This window comes from Haladaptatus sp. AB618, from assembly GCF_024136965.1.
Classification (GTDB): Archaea; Halobacteriota; Halobacteria; order Halobacteriales; family Haladaptataceae; genus Haladaptatus.
In genome coordinates this window covers 295,110-313,085 of sequence record NZ_JAMYJX010000001.1, presented here as the reverse complement: position 1 = coordinate 313,085, position 17,976 = coordinate 295,110, and the positions used below count along the sequence as shown (strand labels likewise).

General features: G+C 61.6%; 20 protein-coding genes. 14 read left to right on the top strand and 6 right to left on the bottom strand.

The genetic code is table 11. The features are described 5' to 3' along the window. Nucleotides 1-41 precede the first annotated feature (41 nt). The 4 genes from NKF26_RS01620 to NKF26_RS01605 all read left to right on the top strand — a co-directional run bounded on the left by NKF26_RS01620 (nt 42) and on the right by NKF26_RS01605 (nt 4,025). The gene (locus NKF26_RS01620; RefSeq protein WP_253224995.1) at nt 42-1,466 is read left to right on the top strand and encodes a class I adenylate-forming enzyme family protein; all 1,425 of its coding nucleotides are present in this window, start codon (nt 42-44) and stop codon (nt 1,464-1,466) included. Nucleotides 1,467-1,528: 62 nt separating this feature from the next. Further along, entirely contained in the window at nt 1,529-2,221 is a 693-nt protein-coding gene (locus tag NKF26_RS01615) for a type 1 glutamine amidotransferase (RefSeq protein WP_253224994.1), read from the top strand. Between the two features lie 79 nt (nt 2,222-2,300). After that, the gene (locus tag NKF26_RS01610; RefSeq protein ID WP_253224993.1) at nt 2,301-2,723 is read left to right on the top strand and encodes a hypothetical protein; all 423 of its coding nucleotides are present in this window, start codon (nt 2,301-2,303) and stop codon (nt 2,721-2,723) included. Nucleotides 2,724-2,861: 138 nt separating this feature from the next. Then, nucleotides 2,862-4,025 carry an acyl-CoA dehydrogenase family protein gene (locus NKF26_RS01605; RefSeq protein ID WP_253224992.1) on the top strand — a complete coding sequence of 388 codons (1,164 nt, stop codon included), beginning with the start codon at nt 2,862-2,864 and terminating at the stop codon, nt 4,023-4,025. Nucleotides 4,026-4,227: 202 nt separating this feature from the next. Here the strand turns inward: NKF26_RS01605 and NKF26_RS01600 are convergent, their stop codons facing one another. Further along, nucleotides 4,228-4,425, bottom strand: coding sequence for a hypothetical protein (locus NKF26_RS01600; RefSeq protein ID WP_253224991.1), 198 nt, complete (start codon nt 4,423-4,425; stop codon nt 4,228-4,230). A gap of 141 nt (nt 4,426-4,566) precedes the next feature. Between NKF26_RS01600 and NKF26_RS01595 the strand changes: the two genes are divergently transcribed. From NKF26_RS01595 to NKF26_RS01575, 5 genes are all read left to right on the top strand, one after another. Next, nucleotides 4,567-5,505 (top strand): aminoglycoside phosphotransferase family protein, encoded by a 939-nt coding sequence (locus tag NKF26_RS01595; RefSeq protein ID WP_253224990.1) that lies wholly within the window; start codon nt 4,567-4,569, stop codon nt 5,503-5,505. 64 nt (nt 5,506-5,569) lie between these two features. Beyond that, a complete protein-coding gene (locus tag NKF26_RS01590; RefSeq protein ID WP_253224989.1) occupies nt 5,570-6,019 on the top strand; it encodes an MOSC domain-containing protein in 450 nt (149 codons plus the stop codon). A gap of 79 nt (nt 6,020-6,098) precedes the next feature. Then, nucleotides 6,099-6,950 carry a helix-turn-helix transcriptional regulator gene (locus NKF26_RS01585; RefSeq protein ID WP_253224988.1) on the top strand — a complete coding sequence of 284 codons (852 nt, stop codon included), beginning with the start codon at nt 6,099-6,101 and terminating at the stop codon, nt 6,948-6,950. A gap of 91 nt (nt 6,951-7,041) precedes the next feature. Further along, nucleotides 7,042-8,352, top strand: coding sequence for an MFS transporter (locus NKF26_RS01580; RefSeq protein ID WP_253233932.1), 1,311 nt, complete (start codon nt 7,042-7,044; stop codon nt 8,350-8,352). 27 nt (nt 8,353-8,379) lie between these two features. Next, entirely contained in the window at nt 8,380-8,796 is a 417-nt protein-coding gene (locus NKF26_RS01575; protein WP_253224986.1) for an iron-sulfur cluster assembly scaffold protein, read from the top strand. A 144-nt stretch (nt 8,797-8,940) separates the two neighbouring features. On the opposite strand, the gene radA is transcribed toward NKF26_RS01575, so the two are convergent. Together radA and NKF26_RS01565 are read right to left on the bottom strand one after the other, a co-directional pair. Further along, nucleotides 8,941-9,972 (bottom strand): DNA repair and recombination protein RadA, encoded by a 1,032-nt coding sequence (gene radA, locus NKF26_RS01570; protein ID WP_253224985.1) that lies wholly within the window; start codon nt 9,970-9,972, stop codon nt 8,941-8,943. Between the two features lie 135 nt (nt 9,973-10,107). Beyond that, entirely contained in the window at nt 10,108-10,713 is a 606-nt protein-coding gene (locus tag NKF26_RS01565; RefSeq protein WP_253224984.1) for a hypothetical protein, read from the bottom strand. 87 nt (nt 10,714-10,800) lie between these two features. Here NKF26_RS01565 and NKF26_RS01560 point away from each other — a divergent pair, with 87 nt between their 5' ends. Continuing rightward, entirely contained in the window at nt 10,801-11,337 is a 537-nt protein-coding gene (locus tag NKF26_RS01560) for a DsrE family protein (protein WP_253224983.1), read from the top strand. Nucleotides 11,338-11,361: 24 nt separating this feature from the next. On the opposite strand, the gene htpX is transcribed toward NKF26_RS01560, so the two are convergent. Further along, on the bottom strand, nt 11,362-12,252 hold the full coding sequence (gene htpX / locus NKF26_RS01555; RefSeq protein WP_253224982.1) for a zinc metalloprotease HtpX: 891 nt from the start codon (nt 12,250-12,252) through the stop codon (nt 11,362-11,364). 200 nt (nt 12,253-12,452) lie between these two features. Here htpX and NKF26_RS01550 point away from each other — a divergent pair, with 200 nt between their 5' ends. The 3 genes from NKF26_RS01550 to NKF26_RS01540 all read left to right on the top strand — a co-directional run bounded on the left by NKF26_RS01550 (nt 12,453) and on the right by NKF26_RS01540 (nt 15,516). Next, nucleotides 12,453-13,334, top strand: a complete 882-nt coding sequence (locus tag NKF26_RS01550; RefSeq protein ID WP_253224981.1) for an NAD(P)-dependent oxidoreductase — start codon at nt 12,453-12,455, stop codon at nt 13,332-13,334. A 78-nt stretch (nt 13,335-13,412) separates the two neighbouring features. Next, nucleotides 13,413-14,522: a 60S ribosomal export protein NMD3 gene (locus tag NKF26_RS01545; protein ID WP_253224980.1), complete on the top strand. Its 1,110-nt coding sequence runs from the start codon at nt 13,413-13,415 to the stop codon at nt 14,520-14,522. Continuing rightward, nucleotides 14,515-15,516, top strand: coding sequence for a class I SAM-dependent methyltransferase family protein (locus tag NKF26_RS01540; RefSeq protein WP_253224979.1), 1,002 nt, complete (start codon nt 14,515-14,517; stop codon nt 15,514-15,516). Before NKF26_RS01545 ends, NKF26_RS01540 begins: the two co-directional genes overlap by 8 nt. Before the next feature lie 20 nt (nt 15,517-15,536). Here NKF26_RS01540 and NKF26_RS01535 read toward each other — a convergent pair whose 3' ends face one another. After that, the gene (locus NKF26_RS01535) at nt 15,537-16,613 is read right to left on the bottom strand and encodes a DUF2891 domain-containing protein (RefSeq protein ID WP_253224978.1); all 1,077 of its coding nucleotides are present in this window, start codon (nt 16,611-16,613) and stop codon (nt 15,537-15,539) included. A 73-nt stretch (nt 16,614-16,686) separates the two neighbouring features. On the opposite strand from NKF26_RS01535, the gene NKF26_RS01530 reads away from it, so the two are divergent. After that, on the top strand, nt 16,687-16,884 hold the full coding sequence (locus NKF26_RS01530) for a hypothetical protein (RefSeq protein WP_253224977.1): 198 nt from the start codon (nt 16,687-16,689) through the stop codon (nt 16,882-16,884). Here the strand turns inward: NKF26_RS01530 and NKF26_RS01525 are convergent. Further along, on the bottom strand, nt 16,877-17,902 hold the full coding sequence (locus NKF26_RS01525; RefSeq protein WP_253233931.1) for an N-acetylmuramoyl-L-alanine amidase: 1,026 nt from the start codon (nt 17,900-17,902) through the stop codon (nt 16,877-16,879). The two genes, NKF26_RS01530 and NKF26_RS01525, sit on opposite strands and share 8 nt — an antisense overlap. Nucleotides 17,903-17,976: the final 74 nt, after the last annotated feature.

The following is a 17,976-nucleotide window of genomic DNA, read 5'->3' as shown; positions in this document are numbered from 1 at the left end:
CGACCCCGAACTGCTAACCCCTCTCGCGTCGCAGAGGGGGTATGTCGCTCGCATCGAAGCGACACGCCGATCGCTGGGGAGATCGGACGGCGATCGTGGACGGGGACGAGCGGGTTTCCTATGCCGAACTGGCAGCGCGCGTCGAGACGGCAGCGGGCCGACTCACTGCGCTCGAAGTCGGACACGGGGATAGGGTAGCTCTCGTCTCCAGAAATCGCGTCGAAGTCCTGGTTTTCCTGTTCGCCGTCCATCGCGTCGGCGGCGTGTTCGCACCCGTTTCACATCACTTGACACCGGCTACCGTCTCGGAACCGATGGCGCAAATCGATCCCGACCTCGTGCTGTTCGAGTCGGCACAGCGCGATCTCGTTCGGCAGTTCGACGCCCGTTCGTTCGAGGAGTTCGACCGCGTGACGCCGAGTGACGTCCAATCGGTCGAGTGGGATGGAAGCCGAAAAGACGAGTTGGACACCGCCCTGCTGGTTCACACCGAGGATGGAACACGAGTCGTCAGTCTGTCGAACCGGGCGGTGGAATGGAACTGTCGCGCGGCCACCGCTGGCTGGGGACTCGGCAGAAACGACTGTACACTCACCGTACGCCCGCTGTCGCTCCCGGATTGTTTGCTCGGCTTCGCACTCCCGCTCCTCACGGTCGGCGGCCGAGTCGTGCTCCGACGTGCGTTCGACCCGGCGGACGCGTTGTTCGCGATCGAGAGCCACGGCGTGACCTGTATGGAGGGCGGCCCGACCGAGTTCCGCGAACTGGTCGACGAAGGGTCGCTGACGAACCGCTCGTCGCTCGACTGGGCGGCGACCCGCGGCCACGTGCCGCCGGACGTGCGCGAAGCGTTCCCGGTTCCACTGCTCCGCGTCTACGGCCACCCGGAGACGGGCCCGAACGTCCTCCGCGAGTCGTCGGGATCGAAAGGGACGCTCTATCCGTTTCCGAGCTATGCGGTTCGAATCGGAGACGGGGCGAAAACGGACGAGGAGATCGGTGAACTGTTCGTCAGCGGTCCGGCGACGGCCAGCGGGTCCCTCGACGGCGAGGCGTTCGGCGAGTGGGTGCCGACGGGCGACGTGTTTCGACGTGGACCGAAGGACTCGGAGGGTTCGAACGAGTCGAACGGCTACGTCCTCGTCGCGGACGACGAAGCCATCGAAAGTGGAGCGGAACCGATCCATCCCTGGGCAGTCGAGACGGTGCTCGAATCACATCCGGACGTTCGCGCGGCGGGCATCGTCGAAACCGTCGCGGAGACTGGAGGGATAGCACCGAAGGCACTCGTCGTCGGGGACGTTTCGCCGGGTGAACTCAGGGAGTTCGCGGAGGAACGACTCGCGGCGCACGAAGTGCCACGATCCATCGAATCGGTCCCGTCGCTTCCTCGGCATTCGAGCGGCGAACTCGACCGGGGTGAGCTACGCCGACGGTTTGGGACGTGGAACTCCGAGGGCGGGTAGACAGCGGCGAAATCCCCGCTAACGAAACGCATTTGAGGGATCGAGTTGCTATCTGTAGGCGAATGAGTCGGCTCCGAATCGCATTTTTGAACGCCGCACACGGCGATACGAACACGCGGCGAAACTTCCGTCGCGAACTCGACGCGGACCTCGTCGAGTTCGACGCGACCGAACGCCACCTTCCCGACAGTTTCGACTTCGACGCGGCCGTCATCTCCGGGTCGCGCGCGTCGGTGTACTGGGACGAAGATTGGATTTCACCCCTGAAATCGTGGGTGGACGACGCCATCGAGACCGGAATGCCGATGCTCGGCATCTGCTACGGCCATCAACTGCTGGCCGACGTTCTCGGCGGCGACGTTCGTGATATGGGCGAGTACGAAATCGGCTACCGAATCGTCGAGCACACCGGCGAATCGGTGCTGTTCGAGGGAATCGACCGCGAGTTTACCGCGTTCACGACCCACTCGGACGAAGTCGCGGAACTCCCGCCAGGTGCGACGTCCATCGCGGAAAACGAATACTCGAACCACGGCTTCCGAAAGGGGGACGTGTTCGGACTCCAGTTCCATCCCGAGTACGATACCGACACCGCCGAGGAGGTCACGCGGGGCAAGGACCTCGCGGAGGAACGCCTTCAGAAGGTCTTGGACGGGATCAACGAGGAGAACTTCACGGCAGCCTGCGAGACGAAGCTCGTCTTCGAGAACTTCACGGAGTACGTTCGTGACGTGCAGGAACCCGCCGCCGACTGAGCTTCATTATCGATAGGGAGATAAATAGCCTGAATACTGAACCACCAGAGTAACCCTCGTCCGCCGTGTGTTAGTCCATATGGCAGACCAGACGACAAACGATGACGGTGGTTCTTCACGCGCCACCGCCTCGCCAGCGGGGCCGAGTACGGACGTCCCACCGCTTTCACAGGACGCCCTCTTCGACGCCCTCGCGTCCCGTCGAAGTCGCTACATCCTTCACAATCTGCGGTCGGAGGACGCGCCGGTCACCCTCGACACCATCGTAGACACCGTCGCTGCATGGGAGATGGACAAATCCATCGACCTCGTCTCCGACGAACACCGTCGCAACGTCCTCATGTCACTCCAGCACACCCAACTGCCGAAACTGGCGATGGCTGGGCTCGTCCAGTACGACGAGGAACGCGGTCTCATCGACAAAGGGATTCACGCCGACCAAGCCGACGCCTACCTCGACATCGCCGTCGCACGGGATGACGCGGTGCCGACGCCGGAATAATGCCATTTTGCGGATGACGTATTCCGTTCATAGCAACGCGTACGGTCGAACGTCGGTCAACAGCCTCGGCACCGTTTATTTCCGTCGTGCTTCCCCGGAGTAGGAGGGCTTTTTAGCCTCCCCTCCGGAGAGTTTTGCATGCTCGATTACGTGGAATTGGAGGCCGACCTCGGACAGGAAGAACGGATGGTTCGGGACACCGCCCGCGAGTTCGTGGAGGAGCACGTCAAACCGGACATCGGCGATCACTTCGAGGCGGGAACGTTTCCGGAGGAGATCATCCCCGAGATGGGCGAACTCGGCTTCTACGCGCCGAACCTCGACGGCTACGGCCTGCCGAACCTGAGCGAGACGGCCTACGGCCTACTGATGCAGGAACTCGAAGCCTGTGACTCCGGCCTGCGCTCGATGGCGAGCGTGCAGGGCGCGCTCGTGATGTACCCCATCCACGCCTATGGGTCCGAGGCCCAGAAGGACCGTTGGCTCCCCGACCTCGGCGAGGGGAAAGCGGTCGGTTGTTTCGGCCTGACGGAACCCGAACACGGGTCGAACCCGTCGAGAATGGAAACCTACGCCGAAAAGGAGGGCGACGAGTACGTCCTCAACGGCTCGAAGACGTGGATCACCAACTCCCCGATTTCGGACGTGGCGGTCGTCTGGGCGCGTGACCGCTCGGCCGAGGACTCGCCAGTTCGCGGCTTCCTCGTGGAGACCGACCGCGACGGCGTGACGACGAACAAGATCGGCGACAAACTCTCGCTCCGTGCGTCCATCACGGGCGAAATCAGCCTCCAGAACGTCACGATTCCCGAGGATTCCGTCCTCCCCGGCGTCACCGGGATGAAGGGACCGCTCTCCTGTCTCACGCAGGCCCGCTACGGCATCGCGTGGGGGGCGATCGGCGCGGCCCGCGACTGCTTCGAAACGGCCCGCGACTACGCGACCGAACGCGACCAGTTCGGCGGCCCCATCGCCCGGTTCCAACTCCAGCAGGACAAACTGGCCGAGATGGCGACCCAAATCACGACGAGCCAACTGCTGGTTCACCGCCTCGCCGAGTTGAAAGAGCGCGGCGACCTCCGTCCACAACACGTCTCGATGGCCAAACGCAACAACGTCCGGATGGCCCGCGACCAGGCCCGCGTCGCCCGCGAGATGCTCGGCGGCAACGGCATCACCACCGACTACCCGCCGATGCGCCACATGGCGAACATGGAAACGGTGTACACCTACGAGGGCACCCACGACATTCACACGCTGGTTCTGGGACAGGATCTCACCGGCATCGCCGCCTTCGAGTAGTACCTTTTTACTTCGGGTCCTCCTCGATGCGCTTCGCGCATCTCGTCGAACCGCTCGCAAAAATCTACGCTAAAAAGGCCGACGGCTCACTTCGTTTCGCCGTCGGTGAACCGCGCTCACTGTGTTCGCGCGGATGCTTGATTCCGAAGTTTGGTTGGTTTCTGGATAGGCGACTTTTTCGACGGTCGAGATCGCCCACCGTTCACCACGCGTCCTGCCGTTGTAGATAGAGAAACAGCAGGCCGACGATGAAGAAGGCGGCGAGAAACACGATGGTTCCTCCAATCGAAGTAGCGAGCGTTTGAAGTTCACCATCTCCGGTCATCAGCCACTCGAAAACCATCAACAGGAGGACCAGACCGAATACCGTCCGAAAGTCCGCCAACGTGAGTTCGGTCACGGGTCGAACAGTAGTTGGAAAAGTATTAAGTTGACCGACATTCATTTTTGAGCTGTCCATTTTTCGGTCGGAGCGACAGCGCCCGCGCACGAATCGGACTGCTCGCCTCGACCGGTCGTCGCACGTCACGCGACGAACATCATGCAAGAAGACGAACGAGACGTACGCGATGTACGTGAAAGACTCGTATCGCACGCAGAACAGTACGAAGTCGTCCGGAAGCTACACGACATACCGCCACACGTCACGCACGAGGTTCGGGTGGATGGAAAGCGAGCGGTCTGCAAACGGGCACGGAGTTCGGACGGTAATCCAGCCGTCGAAGCCGAGGTCATCCGTCACGTCGCAAGGAATACGTCGATTCCGGTCCCCGAGATTCTGGGAGTGGGTAGTGACTATTTCATCGCCGAATGGCACGACGAAGTGCCGGAGGAGACGGGCGTGGACGAGGAACGCGCCCGAGCCATGGGTGCCGGACTGGCGACGCTCCACGACGAAACGGCCTTCGAGGCGACGGGGTTCCTTCGGAACGACGACGGTGACCTCGCACTCGACGCCGACGAGACGTGGCACGGGACCGTCTGTGAGTTTCTCGCGTCCCGGCGCGAGTTCGTCGAACCGTTCGGCTACGGTGACGTGGCAACCGACGCGCTCGAATTCGTCCGGAAGAATCCGGGTCTGTTCGACGGGGCGGGCGACCCGGTCCTCTGTCACGGCAACTTCCTTCCGGAACACGTGGGAACCGACGGTGACGAGGTGACGTGTGTCATCGACTTCGAACACGCTATCGTCGCCCCGGGGGAGTACGACTACTGGCGGACGGCGCTTCCGATTTTTACGGGACCGAGCGGGACGAACGACGCGCTGGCCGAGGCCTTTCGTACCGGCTACGAATCGGTTCGTTCGTTACCGGCGGGATTCGACCGACGGCGGGAACTCTACTGGATGGTGAACGCCGTCTCCTATTTCCGGTCGCTCTTCCTCCAGCGCCAGCAGACCGGGCAAGAAGCGGCTCGGACCGCTCGCGGGTTCCGGGAGTACGTCTACGAGACTATCGACTCCTTGGAGACGAAGCCGTAGCGAGCGCTCGCGGGAGCATCCTCGTCTACCACGAATTTATACTGTCAGCACGCAATCAGCGTGCATGGACGGAATCGGCGAAATCGAGGCGATTCACATCGCGGACGAGTCGGCGGCGGAGACGGACGAAGTCGATGCGGTCGAAGCGGTAGCGGGGTCGGGACTCCGCGGCGACCGTCACTTCGACCCCGATACGTCCGGCGACGACATCACGCTCATCGAAACCGAAGCGCTCGACGCCATCGAGGCGGAGACCGGAATCGCGCTCGGACCCGGGGAACACCGTCGCAACGTGACGACGCGCAACGCCGCGCTGAATCACCTCGTCGGGAAGCGGTTCCGCGTCGGCGACGCGATTTGCGAGGGCGTCGAACTCTGTGAACCCTGCTCGCATCTGGAGTCGCTGACCGAAAAGGGAACGCTCGCGGCGCTCGTCCACCGCGGCGGGCTTCGCGCCAGTATCGTCGAATCCGGCGAAATTCGCGTCGGCGACGGCGTGACGCAGTTGTCGTGAAATCGGTTACGTGGATGGGGTGAGGACTGGACGGGGTAGTGTTGAAAAGTATTTCACGCGCCCGGACCGATGACGGGGCATGGACGCGGACGAGCGAGAGGTGTCCCCGGAGCAAGCGTTCTCACTGCTCGGAAACGACACCCGTATCGGAATCATTCAGGCCCTCTGGAAGGCGGACGAACCGCTGTCGTTTTCCGACCTCCACGACCGAGTCGAAATCCGTGACAGCGGGCAGTTCAACTACCATCTGAACAAACTCGTCGGCCTGTTCGTCCGGCAGGTGGACGGGAAGTACGAACTCACGTTTGCGGGGTCACAAGTCATCGGCGCGATTCTCTCGGGGACCTACACACAGCGTGCCGAGACGGAGCGGTTCGAACTCGACGCCAACTGCCCGGATTGCGGGACGGAACTGACCGCGACGTACGAGGAGGAACGTGTCACGATTCGCTGTGAAACGTGCGACGAGGATCGATCGACGTTCGGGTTACCACCGGGAGCGTTCGAGGGACGCGACGAGTCGGAGTTACAGAGGACGTTCGAGCGCTGGCTCCTCAACGTTTTTTCGCTCATGGCGGACGGCGTCTGTCTTCGGTGTTCCGGGAAGACTATCGGGTCGCTCATCACCGAGTCGGAGTATTTCTACAGCGACCAAGAGGTCGGCATCGAATTCGTCTGCGAGCGCTGTGGGGACCGCGCATCCGGCAATCTCGGGACGTATCTCCTCCGACATCCGGCGGTGGTCGCGTTCCACTACGACCACGGTATCGACCTCACCAAAGCGACCGTCTGGGAACTCGAATGGCTCAGCGGGGATAACGAACGTCTCGTCTCGGAAGACCCGCTCGTTGCCGAATGCATCGTCACACTCGACGGCGACGAACTCACGCTGACCGTGGACGAGGAACTCGCCGTTCACGTCGGGGAGTGACAATCATCTTACAGAACTCAGTTTCGGATATTTCCGCAACAGAACTGTATTTCTGGAATCATATATCTCGCTCCCCCTCCAGTTTCGTTTCATGCGCTCTCTATTCGAAAATCGGACCTTCAGTCGGCTGTTCCTCGGTCGGTTGATCACGAATGCGGGGGACAGTGCGTACGCCGTCGCGGCGATGTGGCTCGCGTTCCAACTCGGGGGGTCGTCGTTTTACACGGGACTGGCGGGCTTTCTCACCATGCTTCCCCAGACGCTCCAATTTCTCGCCGGACCGCTGGTGGACCGCTGGCGGATTCGGCGGATTCTCGTCGGAACACAACTCGCACAGGGAATCTTCGTCCTCACCATCCCGGTGGCCTACGCAATGGGATGGCTGACGGTGTGGGTCGTCCTCGTCGTGATGCCGATCCTCTCGCTGCTCAACCAGTTCGTTTACCCCGCGGAGCAGGCCGCCCTCCCCCGCGTCGTGGACAAAGACGAACTCGTGGAAGCCAACTCGGCCTTTTCGTTCGCCTACCAAGGGGTCGATTTCGCGTTCACCGCGCTCGGCGGCATCGTCATCGCGGCGATGGGCGCAATCGCCCTCTACCTCGTCGATTCGGTGACGTTCCTCGCGGCGACGCTCGTCTTTCTGGGAGTGAAAATACCGGCCGCGGAATCGCAGTCGGATGGTGAGGAAACGAAAGAGGAAGCCGAAAACGAAGACCCAGAGAATGTCACGTCCGCCCTCAACGACTATCTCGCCCAACTCCGTGACGGTATCGACTACGTTCGCGGATCGATACTCGTCTGGGTGCTCGCCGGAAGCCTCGTCGTCAACGCGGCTATCGGAAGCACACTTGCGGTTCTCCCGGCGTATGCGAAAGCACACGGCGGGTCGGATGCGTACGGATTTCTCCTCGCCGCAGTCGTCGGCGGAATGCTCATCGGGTCGCTCGCGGCGTCACCCCTCGAACGATTTTCACTCGCCACCTTGAGCATCGGCGGATTCGTCTTCGGTGGAATCGTGTGGCTCGCCGCAGTCGCCGTCGGGTGGTTCCCGGCGACACTTGGACTGTTTTTCCTGGCGTGGATTCCGGTTGGTGCGACGAACGTCATCTTCGCGGCGATGATCCAATCCGTCGTTCCGGAACACCTGATGGGCCGCGTCTCGTCGGTGCTTTCGAGCGCCTCCGTGGGTGCGATGCCCCTCGGATCGCTGCTCGGCGGCCTGGGCGGGGACACACTCGGAAACACCATCGTCATGACGACCACCGGATTCGGCTTCCTCTGCATCGCCCTCTGCTGGCTGGTCCATCCGCAACTTCGAGCGATCGCGACCCTCGACGACCTGGGTGGCGAGGAGTACGGACTCTCGACGGCCGCCGGGGCGGAACCGTCGGAATCCTTTTAGGTGAATCTCTCCTACCCAGATTCAACTATGAGCATGGGTTCGGACATGTACCGGCAGCAGATTCTCGACCATTATCGGAACCCGCGAAACTACGGGGAACTCGAAGATGCCCAGTTCAGCCACGAGGGAGTCAACCCCTCCTGTGGCGACGAACTCGAATTCGACGTCTCCCTCGAAGACGACGGCGAAACCATCGAACGCGTCGCGTTCCGCGGCGACGGCTGTGCGATCAGCCAAGCCAGCGCCAGTATGCTCTCCCAGAAGCTTCCCGGCATGAGTCTGGACGAGGTTGCGGCGATGGACCGGGACGACGTTATCGACATGCTCGGCGTCGATATCAGCCCCATGCGGGTCAAATGCGCCGTGCTCGCCGAGAAAATCGTTCAAGACGGTGCGGAGATTTACGAGGGCGAGCAGGAAGAAGGGCGGACGACGACGGAATAAGCGGCGGATTTGAAATAATCGACGGAGTTCCGATTTTGCGGTGCCGGGCGTTCGAGTTCGATGTGACGATTTGCGAGTGAGCGGAAGCTATCCCGGAATCGAGAAAGAAAAACAAGGGGGAGAACGCGTTTTCGAACCGCCCGATTATTCGGGCTTCAGACCGCCGTCCTGCACGCGCATGACGGCCTCGCCGTCGGCGAGGTTCGGCGCGTCCACGAGGCGGACGATACGCTTGTCGCCCTTCGACTTGCGGAGGTACATCCGGAACGTCGATTTGTGTCCGAGGATGTTCCCACCGATTGGCTGAGTTGGGTCGCCGAAGAACGAGTCGGGGTTGGACGAAACTTGGTTCGTCACCACGATGGCCGTGTTGTACAGGTTACCGACCTTGTCGATGTCGTGGAGGTGTTTGTTGAGTTTCTGCTGGCGGGTGGCGAGTTGTCCACGGCCGACGTATTCGGCGCGGAAGTGGGCCGTGAGGCTGTCGATACAGACCAGTCGGACGGGCCAGTCGCCGTCCTCGTGTTCGCCCGCGAGTTCCTGGGCCTTCTCCGCGAGGAGCATCTGGTGGTTGGAGTTGAACGCCTTGGCGACGTGGATCTTGTCGAGGATGTCGTCGACGAGTTCCTGCATCGCTTCCTCGTCGTCCGGCGTCCCCTCGATTTCGCGGTCGTCCATCGTGGCCTGAAGGGCTTCTTCCGGCAGGCCACGAACCATGTCGTCGATACGCTCGGGACGGAACGTGTCCTCGGAGTCGATGAAGATGACGCTTCCGTGGAGACCGCCCTGTTCACGCGGAAGTTGGACGTTGACGGAAAGCTGGTGGGTGATCTGGGATTTCCCCGCACCGAACTCGCCGTACACTTCGGTGATGGACTGGGTCTCGACGCCGCCGCCGAGCAGTTCGTCCACTTCGTCGATCTGCCAGCTGAGTTTGCCGATCCGCTCGCGTCGTTCGAGAACCTGCGAACCAGTCTCGAACCCACCGATGTCGGCCTCCTTCCGTGCGGCCTGAATGATGTCGGCGGACGTGCTCTCGCCGACGTCTGCGGTGTTGCTCAGTTCGCCAGGGCTCGCAACTGCGAGGCTCTGGTAGGAGTCGAATCCCGCTTCTCGGAGTTTCTCTGCTGTTGCCGGTCCAACGCCGGGGAGTGCTTCGAGGTCTACGTCTGCCATTGTAGTTCTCCCTTGTTCCCCTCATCATATAAATCCCCGTTAACAGCGGAGTGAAAGTGAAAATTGATGGCGGGAATAGGGGACAATCGAATTGGAAAGAAAGCCTTTAGATACGAAGAAGGAACCTCGTGCGAACTACTGCCACGGATGTTTGCCGGAGTGGTCAGGCCAGAGCGGATACCAGTACTGTTCGTCCGACTCGATTTCGAGTTCCCCGTCCAGGTTGCTCTGGAGTTTGAACTCGGCGGCCGAGTCGCGCTCGTGCCCGCGTTTCGGCGCGAACGGGTAGTAGGCACCACGGCGGAACGAGTACAGCCAGTAAACGTAGTTGCCGTCGTTCTCGAAGCCGAAAATCGCGGCGAGGAGGCGTGAGCCGTAGCCTTCCTCGACGAACGTGTCGGCCGCGAAGTGGAGGCTCGTCACGAGGTCCTCGGGGTCGTCGTCTTCGAGGACGAACCACGAGTACCCGTGGCTGTCGACGTGGGCGGTCGCCTCGGTTCCCGTCTCTTCCTTTCCGGCTTCGAGAATGGCGTGAACCTCGTCCACCGCGTTCTGGAAGTCGGTGCTATCGACTTCGGAGAAACAGAGCGCGGCCTGCCCAACCGATTCGTAGCCGAGGTCGGCTTCCATCGTGACGTAGGCCGTGCTCATGCCGAAGAGGTCCTCGGGGTCGGCCGCCCGGCCAGCATCCGTCTCGGCGCGGATGCCGAGCACTTCACGGATTCCATCGAGTAATCCCATATCGAGGCCTACGGAGGCGGGGAGGAAAAAGGGACGCGATACTTATGTCGCTGTTAATAAAGGTCCTCGCACCCGTCAGTGGAACCGATGGGAACGCATTCCCGACGCCGGTTTCTCGAACTGACAGGTGCTGGCACCGCCATCGCGCTCGCGGGTTGCTCCAACGGCCCGACTGAAGACGCGAAAGGTGCCTCCACATCCACCACGGAAACCGACACAACGACAGGAACAACGACGGAAGCGGAAACGACGGAGACCGACGAAGAATCGGAGGATATCACGATGAGTACGGTATTTCACTACAGCGACGGGGAAGAGCATCAAGGACACGCGGTGGCGAACGTCGCCAACCTCCTGAACGACGATTCGACGGACACGGAGACGATCGCGCTCGTCGCCAACGGCGGCGGCGTCAAACTCGTTTCGAAGGACTCCACGGTGGCCGACAAGGTCACCTCCCTCGTGGAGAAGGGCGTGAAGTTCAAAGCCTGCCACAACAGCATGAGCAAGTTCAATTATACGAAAAAGGACCTCCTTTCGGGTGTCGAAGTCGTTCCCGCCGGAGTCGGCGAACTCACCAAACTGCAGGCGAAGAAGGGATACGCCTACATCAAAACGCCGTAAGGCGTTAGTAGACGCCGAGAGTCGTTAGTACGACTCCATCTCGCGCTCCATGTCACGGAGGCGCTCGACGCGCTTCTCCGTGCTCGGGTGCGTGCTGAACAGGTTGCTGATGAAGCCTGCTTTTGCGGGGATGATGAAGAACGCGTTCATCTCGGAGGACTCGCGGAGGTCCTCCTTCGGAACCTTGTCCATCCGACCGTCGATGGTCAGCAGGGCCGAGGCGAGCGCCGACGGTTTGCCCGTAATCGTCGCCCCGCCGCGGTCCGCGGCGAACTCGCGGTAGCGCGAGAGCGCCCGGATGAGGAAGTAGCTGATGATCCACACGACGAGCGATGCGGCGATGGCGACGAAGACGGGAACCTGATTCCCGTCCCGACTGTTGCGGCCGCCGCCGAACAGCCAACCCCAGCGGACGATCATGAACGCGATGGTCGAGAGGAACGACGCGATGGTCATGACCATCACGTCGCGGTTCTTGACGTGCGCGAGTTCGTGGGCGAGCACGCCCTCCAGTTCCTCCTGATTCAGCGTCTGGAGGAGTCCCGTCGTCACGCAGACGGCGGAGTTCTTCTGCGAACGTCCGGTTGCGAACGCATTTGGAACACGCGTATCGGCGACGGCGACCTTCGGTTTCGGCAGGTCTGCCTGCTGACAGAGCCGACTAATGGTCGCGTGGAGGTCCGGATACTCGTCCTCGCTCACTTCGTGTGCGCCCATGCTCCACAGCGCCAGTTTGTCGCTGAAGAACAGTTGGCTGATGCCGAACACGACGGTACCGATGATTACCATGGTGAAGATGCCAGTGTTATTGAAGAAATGTGCCATCACTCCAACGAACACGATATACAGGGCGAACAGGAGGAACATCGTGAGGCCCATCCTCGCACGAAGTCCCCAATCTGCCTTCCATTCCATGGTTCAGTCTAGGTATTCCGACCGTTTAAACATTCGTTGTTGCGTGCGGGTAAGTAGCATACGAGGAAGGGGTGATTTTTATACGCGGTTAAATACGTACCAAAATAATAGAAGTATCACGTTTGTCAAGGCCGGAACGCTTACCCCGAGAGACGGGTTAGACGGTGTATGTTCTCGTTTGAACCGACGAGGGTACATCGATGACCGGAACGGTCGTCTTAGCTGGGAGCCTCGACCGTTCCGGCCGATGGCTCGCCACGCACCTCGCCGAGCAAGGGTGGGACGTTACTTGCATGAGTCTCTCCCGTTCAGAGTGGGAACTGGGGGGGTATCGAGGGCTTTCGTTCCGCTCGGCCGACCTGACCGAACAGGTCGAGACGGCGGAAGCCATCTCGACCGAAAATCCGGATGCGGTCGTTCACTGGGCCTCGCTTCCGTCGCCCGAACGCCACGCTGGAATGCGGATATTCGAGAACAACGTCGTCGGCGCGTACAACGTTCTCACGGCCGCGGGGAGGGCGAACGCCCGAATCGCGTGGGCGTCGAACGAGAGCGCCTACGGCTTCCAACTCGCCGGAAAACCGTCGCTTCCGGAGTACCTTCCGCTGGACGAGGAACATCCGCTCCGGCCCGAGGACCCGTACGGTACGTCGAAGGTCGTGGGTGAGCAAATCGGCGCGATGGTCGCCCGCCGCTACGACGTCCCGGTGGCGTCGATTCGCGGGTCGTGGGTCCAGTTCCCCGACGAGTACGACTGCCTCGACGCCCGAACCAACCTCGCCACCGGCGCTGGGAACTTCTGGTCGTACGTGGACGTTCGGGACGTTTCGACCGCCATCGAGCGAGCCATCTCGGCGGACTTCTCCGGCCACGAACCGTTCATCGTCTCGGCGGAAGACAACTACCTCGACGAACCCATCGAGCGGGCGCTGTCCGAGTTCTTCCACGACGTTCCCGACTCGTGCACCATCTCGGGGACTGATTCGGCGCTCTCGACCGCGAAAGCCCGGTCGATGCTCGGGTGGGAACCGACCCACTCGTGGCGCGATATGGTGGACGACGACGAGTTCGTCTTTCAGTGAGCCATCGTCAGTAGCTTCGGCATCTTCGGCGTCTTCGTCATCTTCAGGCTTAAAAGCGAGAACGACATAGAGCCGACAATGACCGATTCTCGCGAATTCTGCCCGAACTGTGGCGACCCCATCGAGGTCGATATCACGGACCGGGAGTATCCGACGTCCGCATCCCCGCGCGAGCGGAAGCTCTGTGATTCCTGTTATTTCGACCGCTTCGATCTCGTGGACGCCCCCGAGCGAATCGAGGTTCGGGTGTGTGCCCAGTGCGGTGCCGTCTATCGTGGCCGTCGATGGGTGGACGTCGGCGCACGCGACTACACCGATATCGCCATCGAGGAAGTGAGCGAAGCGCTCGCCGTCCACGTCGATGCCCGCGACGTGTCGTGGCAGGTGGAACCCGAACAGATAGACCCGAACACGATCCGGATGCACTGTTATTTCTCCGGGATGGTTCGTGACACGCTGATGGAGGAGGAAATCATGGTTCCCGTCATGATCGCCCGCCAGACGTGTACGCGCTGTGGGCGGATCGCAGGCGATTACTACGCCAGCATCGTCCAGGTTCGAGGTGTCGATAGGACGCCGACCGCGACGGAGGAAAAGCGTGCCAAGGAAATCGCCAACGAAATCGTCGCGGACATGGAGGCCACGGGCGACCGAAACGCCTTCGTCACCGAGATGGACGAAACGGACGACGGACTGAACATCAAGGTCTCGACCACCAACATCGGCAAGAAGATTTCGAGCAAACTGGTCGAGGAGTTCGGCGGGAGCTTTTCCGATGCGGAAACCCTCGTCACGGAGGACGAGGACGGCAACGGAGTATATCGCGTGACCTACGCCGTCCGCCTGCCGCCGTTCACCCCCGGCGACATCATCAGTCCCGACGACGACGGGCCGGTCCTCGTCAGGAGCGTACAAGGAAACCTGAAGGGCCGACGGATCACTACCGGCGAGGAGTACGAGGCCAAGTTCGGAAACGAGGATGCCGCCGACGCCAGCAAGTTGGGGAGCATCGACGACGCCGAGGAGACGACGCTGGTCGCCGTCACGGACGAACACGCGGTACAGGTGCTCGACCCCGAGACGTACCAGACGAAGACGATCGCCAAACCGTCGTACATGGACGAGGACGCGGAGATGGTGCCGGTGTTCAAGAGCCGAGACGGACTGTACGTGGTTCCGGATGCGTGACCTCGCCGTTCTCGTACGAAAGCCGAAGGCGGAGGATACCATCGCCGAACTGGAAGCCGAAGGTGTCTACGACGATTCCCGAAAGGTCCGCGAGCACGACGAAGAACTGGTCGAACTGCCGGTAACCGAGCGGCCGACCGAAACCGAAATCGAGGGTGTCATCGAACAGGACGACCCCGAACGGCGAGGGGCCGACCTCGAAGCGCTCCTTTCGGCGCGGGGGTGGACGGACGAGGAACTCCAGCGCGCACCCAAATCGTGGGCCGTCATCGGCAGCGTGATTCTCGTCCAGTTGGACGACTGCCCCCGCCCCGAAGATGTCGGCGAGGAACTGCTCGACCTGCACGGCGAGGCCGAAACCGTCCTCGCCCGGGGCGGAATTTCCGGGGAGCACCGGGAACCCGACGTGACTGTAATCGCGGGGACTGGGGACACCGAAACCGTCCACACCGAACACGGGACGAAGTACGGACTCGACCTCCGGAAGGTAATGTTCGCTCCCGGCAACCAGCACGAACGCGCCCGGATGGGCGAAATCGTCTCCCCCGACGAACGCGTCTTCGACATGTTCGCGGGAATCGGCTACTTCACGCTCCCGATGGCCCGCGCAGGAGCACAAGTGACGGCCGTCGAGCGAAATCCTGCGTCGTTCAAGTTCCTCGTGGAGAACGCCATGCTGAACGACGTTCCGGGTCGCATCGACGCCTACCGGGCCGACTGCCGGGAGATGACGGACGTGAGCGCCGAACGCGTCGTCATGGGCTACTACGACGCCCACGAGTATCTCGACACGGCGCTCGACGCCCTCGAACCCGGCGGCATCGTTCACATGCACGAGACGACGCCGGAAAACCGGTTGTGGGAACGACCGATTTCGCGGCTCGAATCGACGGCCGAGAGTCGTGGACGGGACGTGGAGATTCTGGATACTCGGCGCGTAAAAAGCCACAGCGAAGGCGTGTGGCACGTCGTGGTGGACGCGAAAGTCGAGTGATCCCCGACGCTCGTCACCGATCACGGCGGCGCGATACCGCCGTCGTTTCTGGTGAGCAAGTACAGCACGAACGATGAGAGCCAATGCGACCCGGCGTAGTCGTCGGTGAACGCCTGGTTCAAACCGCGTTCAGTATGCCGCTTGGCACTCCGCTCGAATACATCGGCGTATCGGTGTCCGTCGAGGGCTGACGCGAGTCCCGCCAGACACCACGCCTTCGAAACGTTGAGCCCCGCCAAATGCAGTGCGACACCTTCGTCCGGATTAGACGCCACGTGCACGGGTTCGAGAATCGTATCGTGGGGGGCGATAGTCACGTCCGGAAGGAAACGGTCGAGCCACGCCTCCAACTCGTAACGGCCGTAGACGCGTCGCATGAGGTCCGCTTCCGTCAGCGCGGGGGAGAGAAAATCCCATCCGAGGGGTTCGTACTCGACGGGGTAGTCGCGGTCGTCGGCGAAGAATTCGGTTGCCGTCTCGCAAACGGTCGCTTCCAACGACTCGTTGTCCGTCGTTCTCGCATAATCGAGAATACAGTGGAGGGCGAACGCGGAGTTTTGATGCGTTCCAACCCTGAACGGGCGTTTTTGTGGGAGGAACTCGGATTCGACGAGGGATACGGTCTCGTGTTCCAACGGCCCGAGAACCGACCCCCACTCGTTCGCGTCGTCGTCTTCCCACCGATACAACTCCGAGGCGAGGTGGAGGAGCCACGCCCACCCGTACGGTTTCTCGAAGGACGGGTTGTCCTCGAAGTATTCGACCTCCCGTTCGATGTTCTCGGGCGTAAACCGAGCGTCGATACGCGCTCTAATCTCGGACTCCGCGGGGTGGTCGTCGAACAGCCGAAGTTGGCGGATCAATGCCCAGTGGCTGTGTACCGACGAGTGCCAGTCGTAACAGCCGAAAAACACCGGATGTCGCTCCTTCGGTCGTTCGACCCCGTTCGGGGAGTCCACGGAACCGACGAAGTGGGGAAACTCGGTTTCGATCGACTCCAACGGATACTCGGAGAGGGTTTCCGCAGTATCCGTTCCGATCCAATCGCTTCTCCCCGAGAGGATCACGTTCGTCTCGACGGCGGCAAGTGGGTTCATCGATGCAGGGGGGTCTCTACCGTTCCGTATTCAATCGACCGATTGTGTGCTAACATTACTCAATCCCGTTCGGATGATGGAGAACACGCGGCTAAACGGGTTGCAGCGCCAGCAAAGGAACGGGGAAGAGGCCGCTCCGGAACCGATCGCCAACAACACTTATCAGATCGAGCACCATATGGCCGGTATGGATCGACAGAAGCTTATCTCGCTGTTCTTCGTCCTGCTGATGCTGGGCTCAGGAGTGGCGTACGCGGTCACCCTCATCTGAGCCAGTACCCGGCGGACCAACCGGTTTCGCCGCCCTCGTAGGCGACCTTCCACCAGCGGTAGCCGCCGGTGTCGACCGGACCGTCCACGACCGTTCCCGCGGTACCTTCCGGAACGGTTGCGAGTCGGGTACCGCTCGGTTCGTCCCTGACGCTCAGCCCGCTCGTGGTTTCGATTGTGGACCCCGAATCGAATCGGACGTAGAGGAGGTCGGTCGCGGACAGCCATCCGTGACCGCCATCGAAGTCGAGTTTGTACAACTGCTCGCCGCGGTGGACGTGGACGCTGCCGGTTGCAGTACCGACCGTCCCCGCCGAAACGTCACGCGGGCAGGAGTGACCGTCGACACCGTGGTGGACGGCATCGTCGGACAATACCACCGCGTGCTCGCCGGATTCGATGTCGTAGCGCCGGACGAATCCCTCGTAGCGACCCCAGTTCCAGAGCGACCCGGGGTCGGTGTGGCCGTTGGCACCGCCCCGTCGTGAGCAGTCGTCCGGGTCGGGAACCTGTACGTGCCCGATGATACCGCCCTCGCCGTCCATCGCGTCACAGGGCGCGATGTCGTAGCGTCGAACCCGCTTCGGGAAGTCGAATCTCGTGGCTTCCCAGCGGACGAGACGAGCGGAGACGTCGTACAGTTCGTCCGAAAACCGTGTTTCGTTTCGCCACCCGGAATGTTCGATGCCGACCGAATGCCGATTGTACGACCGGTTTCCGGCGTGCCACGCGGTGTTCGATTCGGCAACCTGCCGCGTGAGGTTCGCGGTTCGATGGTCAACGACATGGTGTGTGCTCACGTTCGATTTCGGATTTTGGAACCAGCGTATCGTACTATCGGCTTCGCGTTCCGCGACGTGGACGATGAACCACCGGATGTCGCGGTCGGTTTCACGGTTCGGTTTGGCGTAGTTCGATTCGTCTGCCGGTACCCGATCTACTGTCGGTTTCGTGGCCGCCGCTGGCAGTCGAGAGCCACCGTCTTCACCCACAGCACCGGAACGCCGTGTCTCGTTCATTCCACGCTGATTCGGAACAAAAGCGAATAAATTGACGACCTAGTATGAACGACGAACCGTGACGGTAGCGACCC

What these genes read in the sequence shown, in the direction of transcription:
- NKF26_RS01550 (WP_253224981.1), top strand. Translation starts at nt 12,453, where the DNA reads ATGACCGGAACGGTCGTCTTAGCTGGGAGCCTCGACCGTTCCGGCCGA.
- htpX (WP_253224982.1), bottom strand. Translation starts at nt 12,252, where the DNA reads ATGGAATGGAAGGCAGATTGGGGACTTCGTGCGAGGATGGGCCTCACG.
- NKF26_RS01605 (WP_253224992.1), top strand. Translation starts at nt 2,862, where the DNA reads ATGCTCGATTACGTGGAATTGGAGGCCGACCTCGGACAGGAAGAACGG.
- NKF26_RS01560 (WP_253224983.1), top strand. Translation starts at nt 10,801, where the DNA reads ATGGGAACGCATTCCCGACGCCGGTTTCTCGAACTGACAGGTGCTGGC.
- NKF26_RS01575 (WP_253224986.1), top strand. Translation starts at nt 8,380, where the DNA reads ATGAGCATGGGTTCGGACATGTACCGGCAGCAGATTCTCGACCATTAT.
- NKF26_RS01545 (WP_253224980.1), top strand. Translation starts at nt 13,413, where the DNA reads ATGACCGATTCTCGCGAATTCTGCCCGAACTGTGGCGACCCCATCGAG.
- NKF26_RS01590 (WP_253224989.1), top strand. Translation starts at nt 5,570, where the DNA reads ATGGACGGAATCGGCGAAATCGAGGCGATTCACATCGCGGACGAGTCG.
- NKF26_RS01530 (WP_253224977.1), top strand. Translation starts at nt 16,687, where the DNA reads ATGATGGAGAACACGCGGCTAAACGGGTTGCAGCGCCAGCAAAGGAAC.
- NKF26_RS01615 (WP_253224994.1), top strand. Translation starts at nt 1,529, where the DNA reads ATGAGTCGGCTCCGAATCGCATTTTTGAACGCCGCACACGGCGATACG.
- NKF26_RS01565 (WP_253224984.1), bottom strand. Translation starts at nt 10,713, where the DNA reads ATGGGATTACTCGATGGAATCCGTGAAGTGCTCGGCATCCGCGCCGAG.
- NKF26_RS01620 (WP_253224995.1), top strand. Translation starts at nt 42, where the DNA reads ATGTCGCTCGCATCGAAGCGACACGCCGATCGCTGGGGAGATCGGACG.
- NKF26_RS01535 (WP_253224978.1), bottom strand. Translation starts at nt 16,613, where the DNA reads ATGAACCCACTTGCCGCCGTCGAGACGAACGTGATCCTCTCGGGGAGA.
- radA (WP_253224985.1), bottom strand. Translation starts at nt 9,972, where the DNA reads ATGGCAGACGTAGACCTCGAAGCACTCCCCGGCGTTGGACCGGCAACA.
- NKF26_RS01595 (WP_253224990.1), top strand. Translation starts at nt 4,567, where the DNA reads ATGCAAGAAGACGAACGAGACGTACGCGATGTACGTGAAAGACTCGTA.
- NKF26_RS01540 (WP_253224979.1), top strand. Translation starts at nt 14,515, where the DNA reads ATGCGTGACCTCGCCGTTCTCGTACGAAAGCCGAAGGCGGAGGATACC.
- NKF26_RS01525 (WP_253233931.1), bottom strand. Translation starts at nt 17,902, where the DNA reads ATGAACGAGACACGGCGTTCCGGTGCTGTGGGTGAAGACGGTGGCTCT.
- NKF26_RS01585 (WP_253224988.1), top strand. Translation starts at nt 6,099, where the DNA reads ATGGACGCGGACGAGCGAGAGGTGTCCCCGGAGCAAGCGTTCTCACTG.
- NKF26_RS01580 (WP_253233932.1), top strand. Translation starts at nt 7,042, where the DNA reads ATGCGCTCTCTATTCGAAAATCGGACCTTCAGTCGGCTGTTCCTCGGT.
- NKF26_RS01610 (WP_253224993.1), top strand. Translation starts at nt 2,301, where the DNA reads ATGGCAGACCAGACGACAAACGATGACGGTGGTTCTTCACGCGCCACC.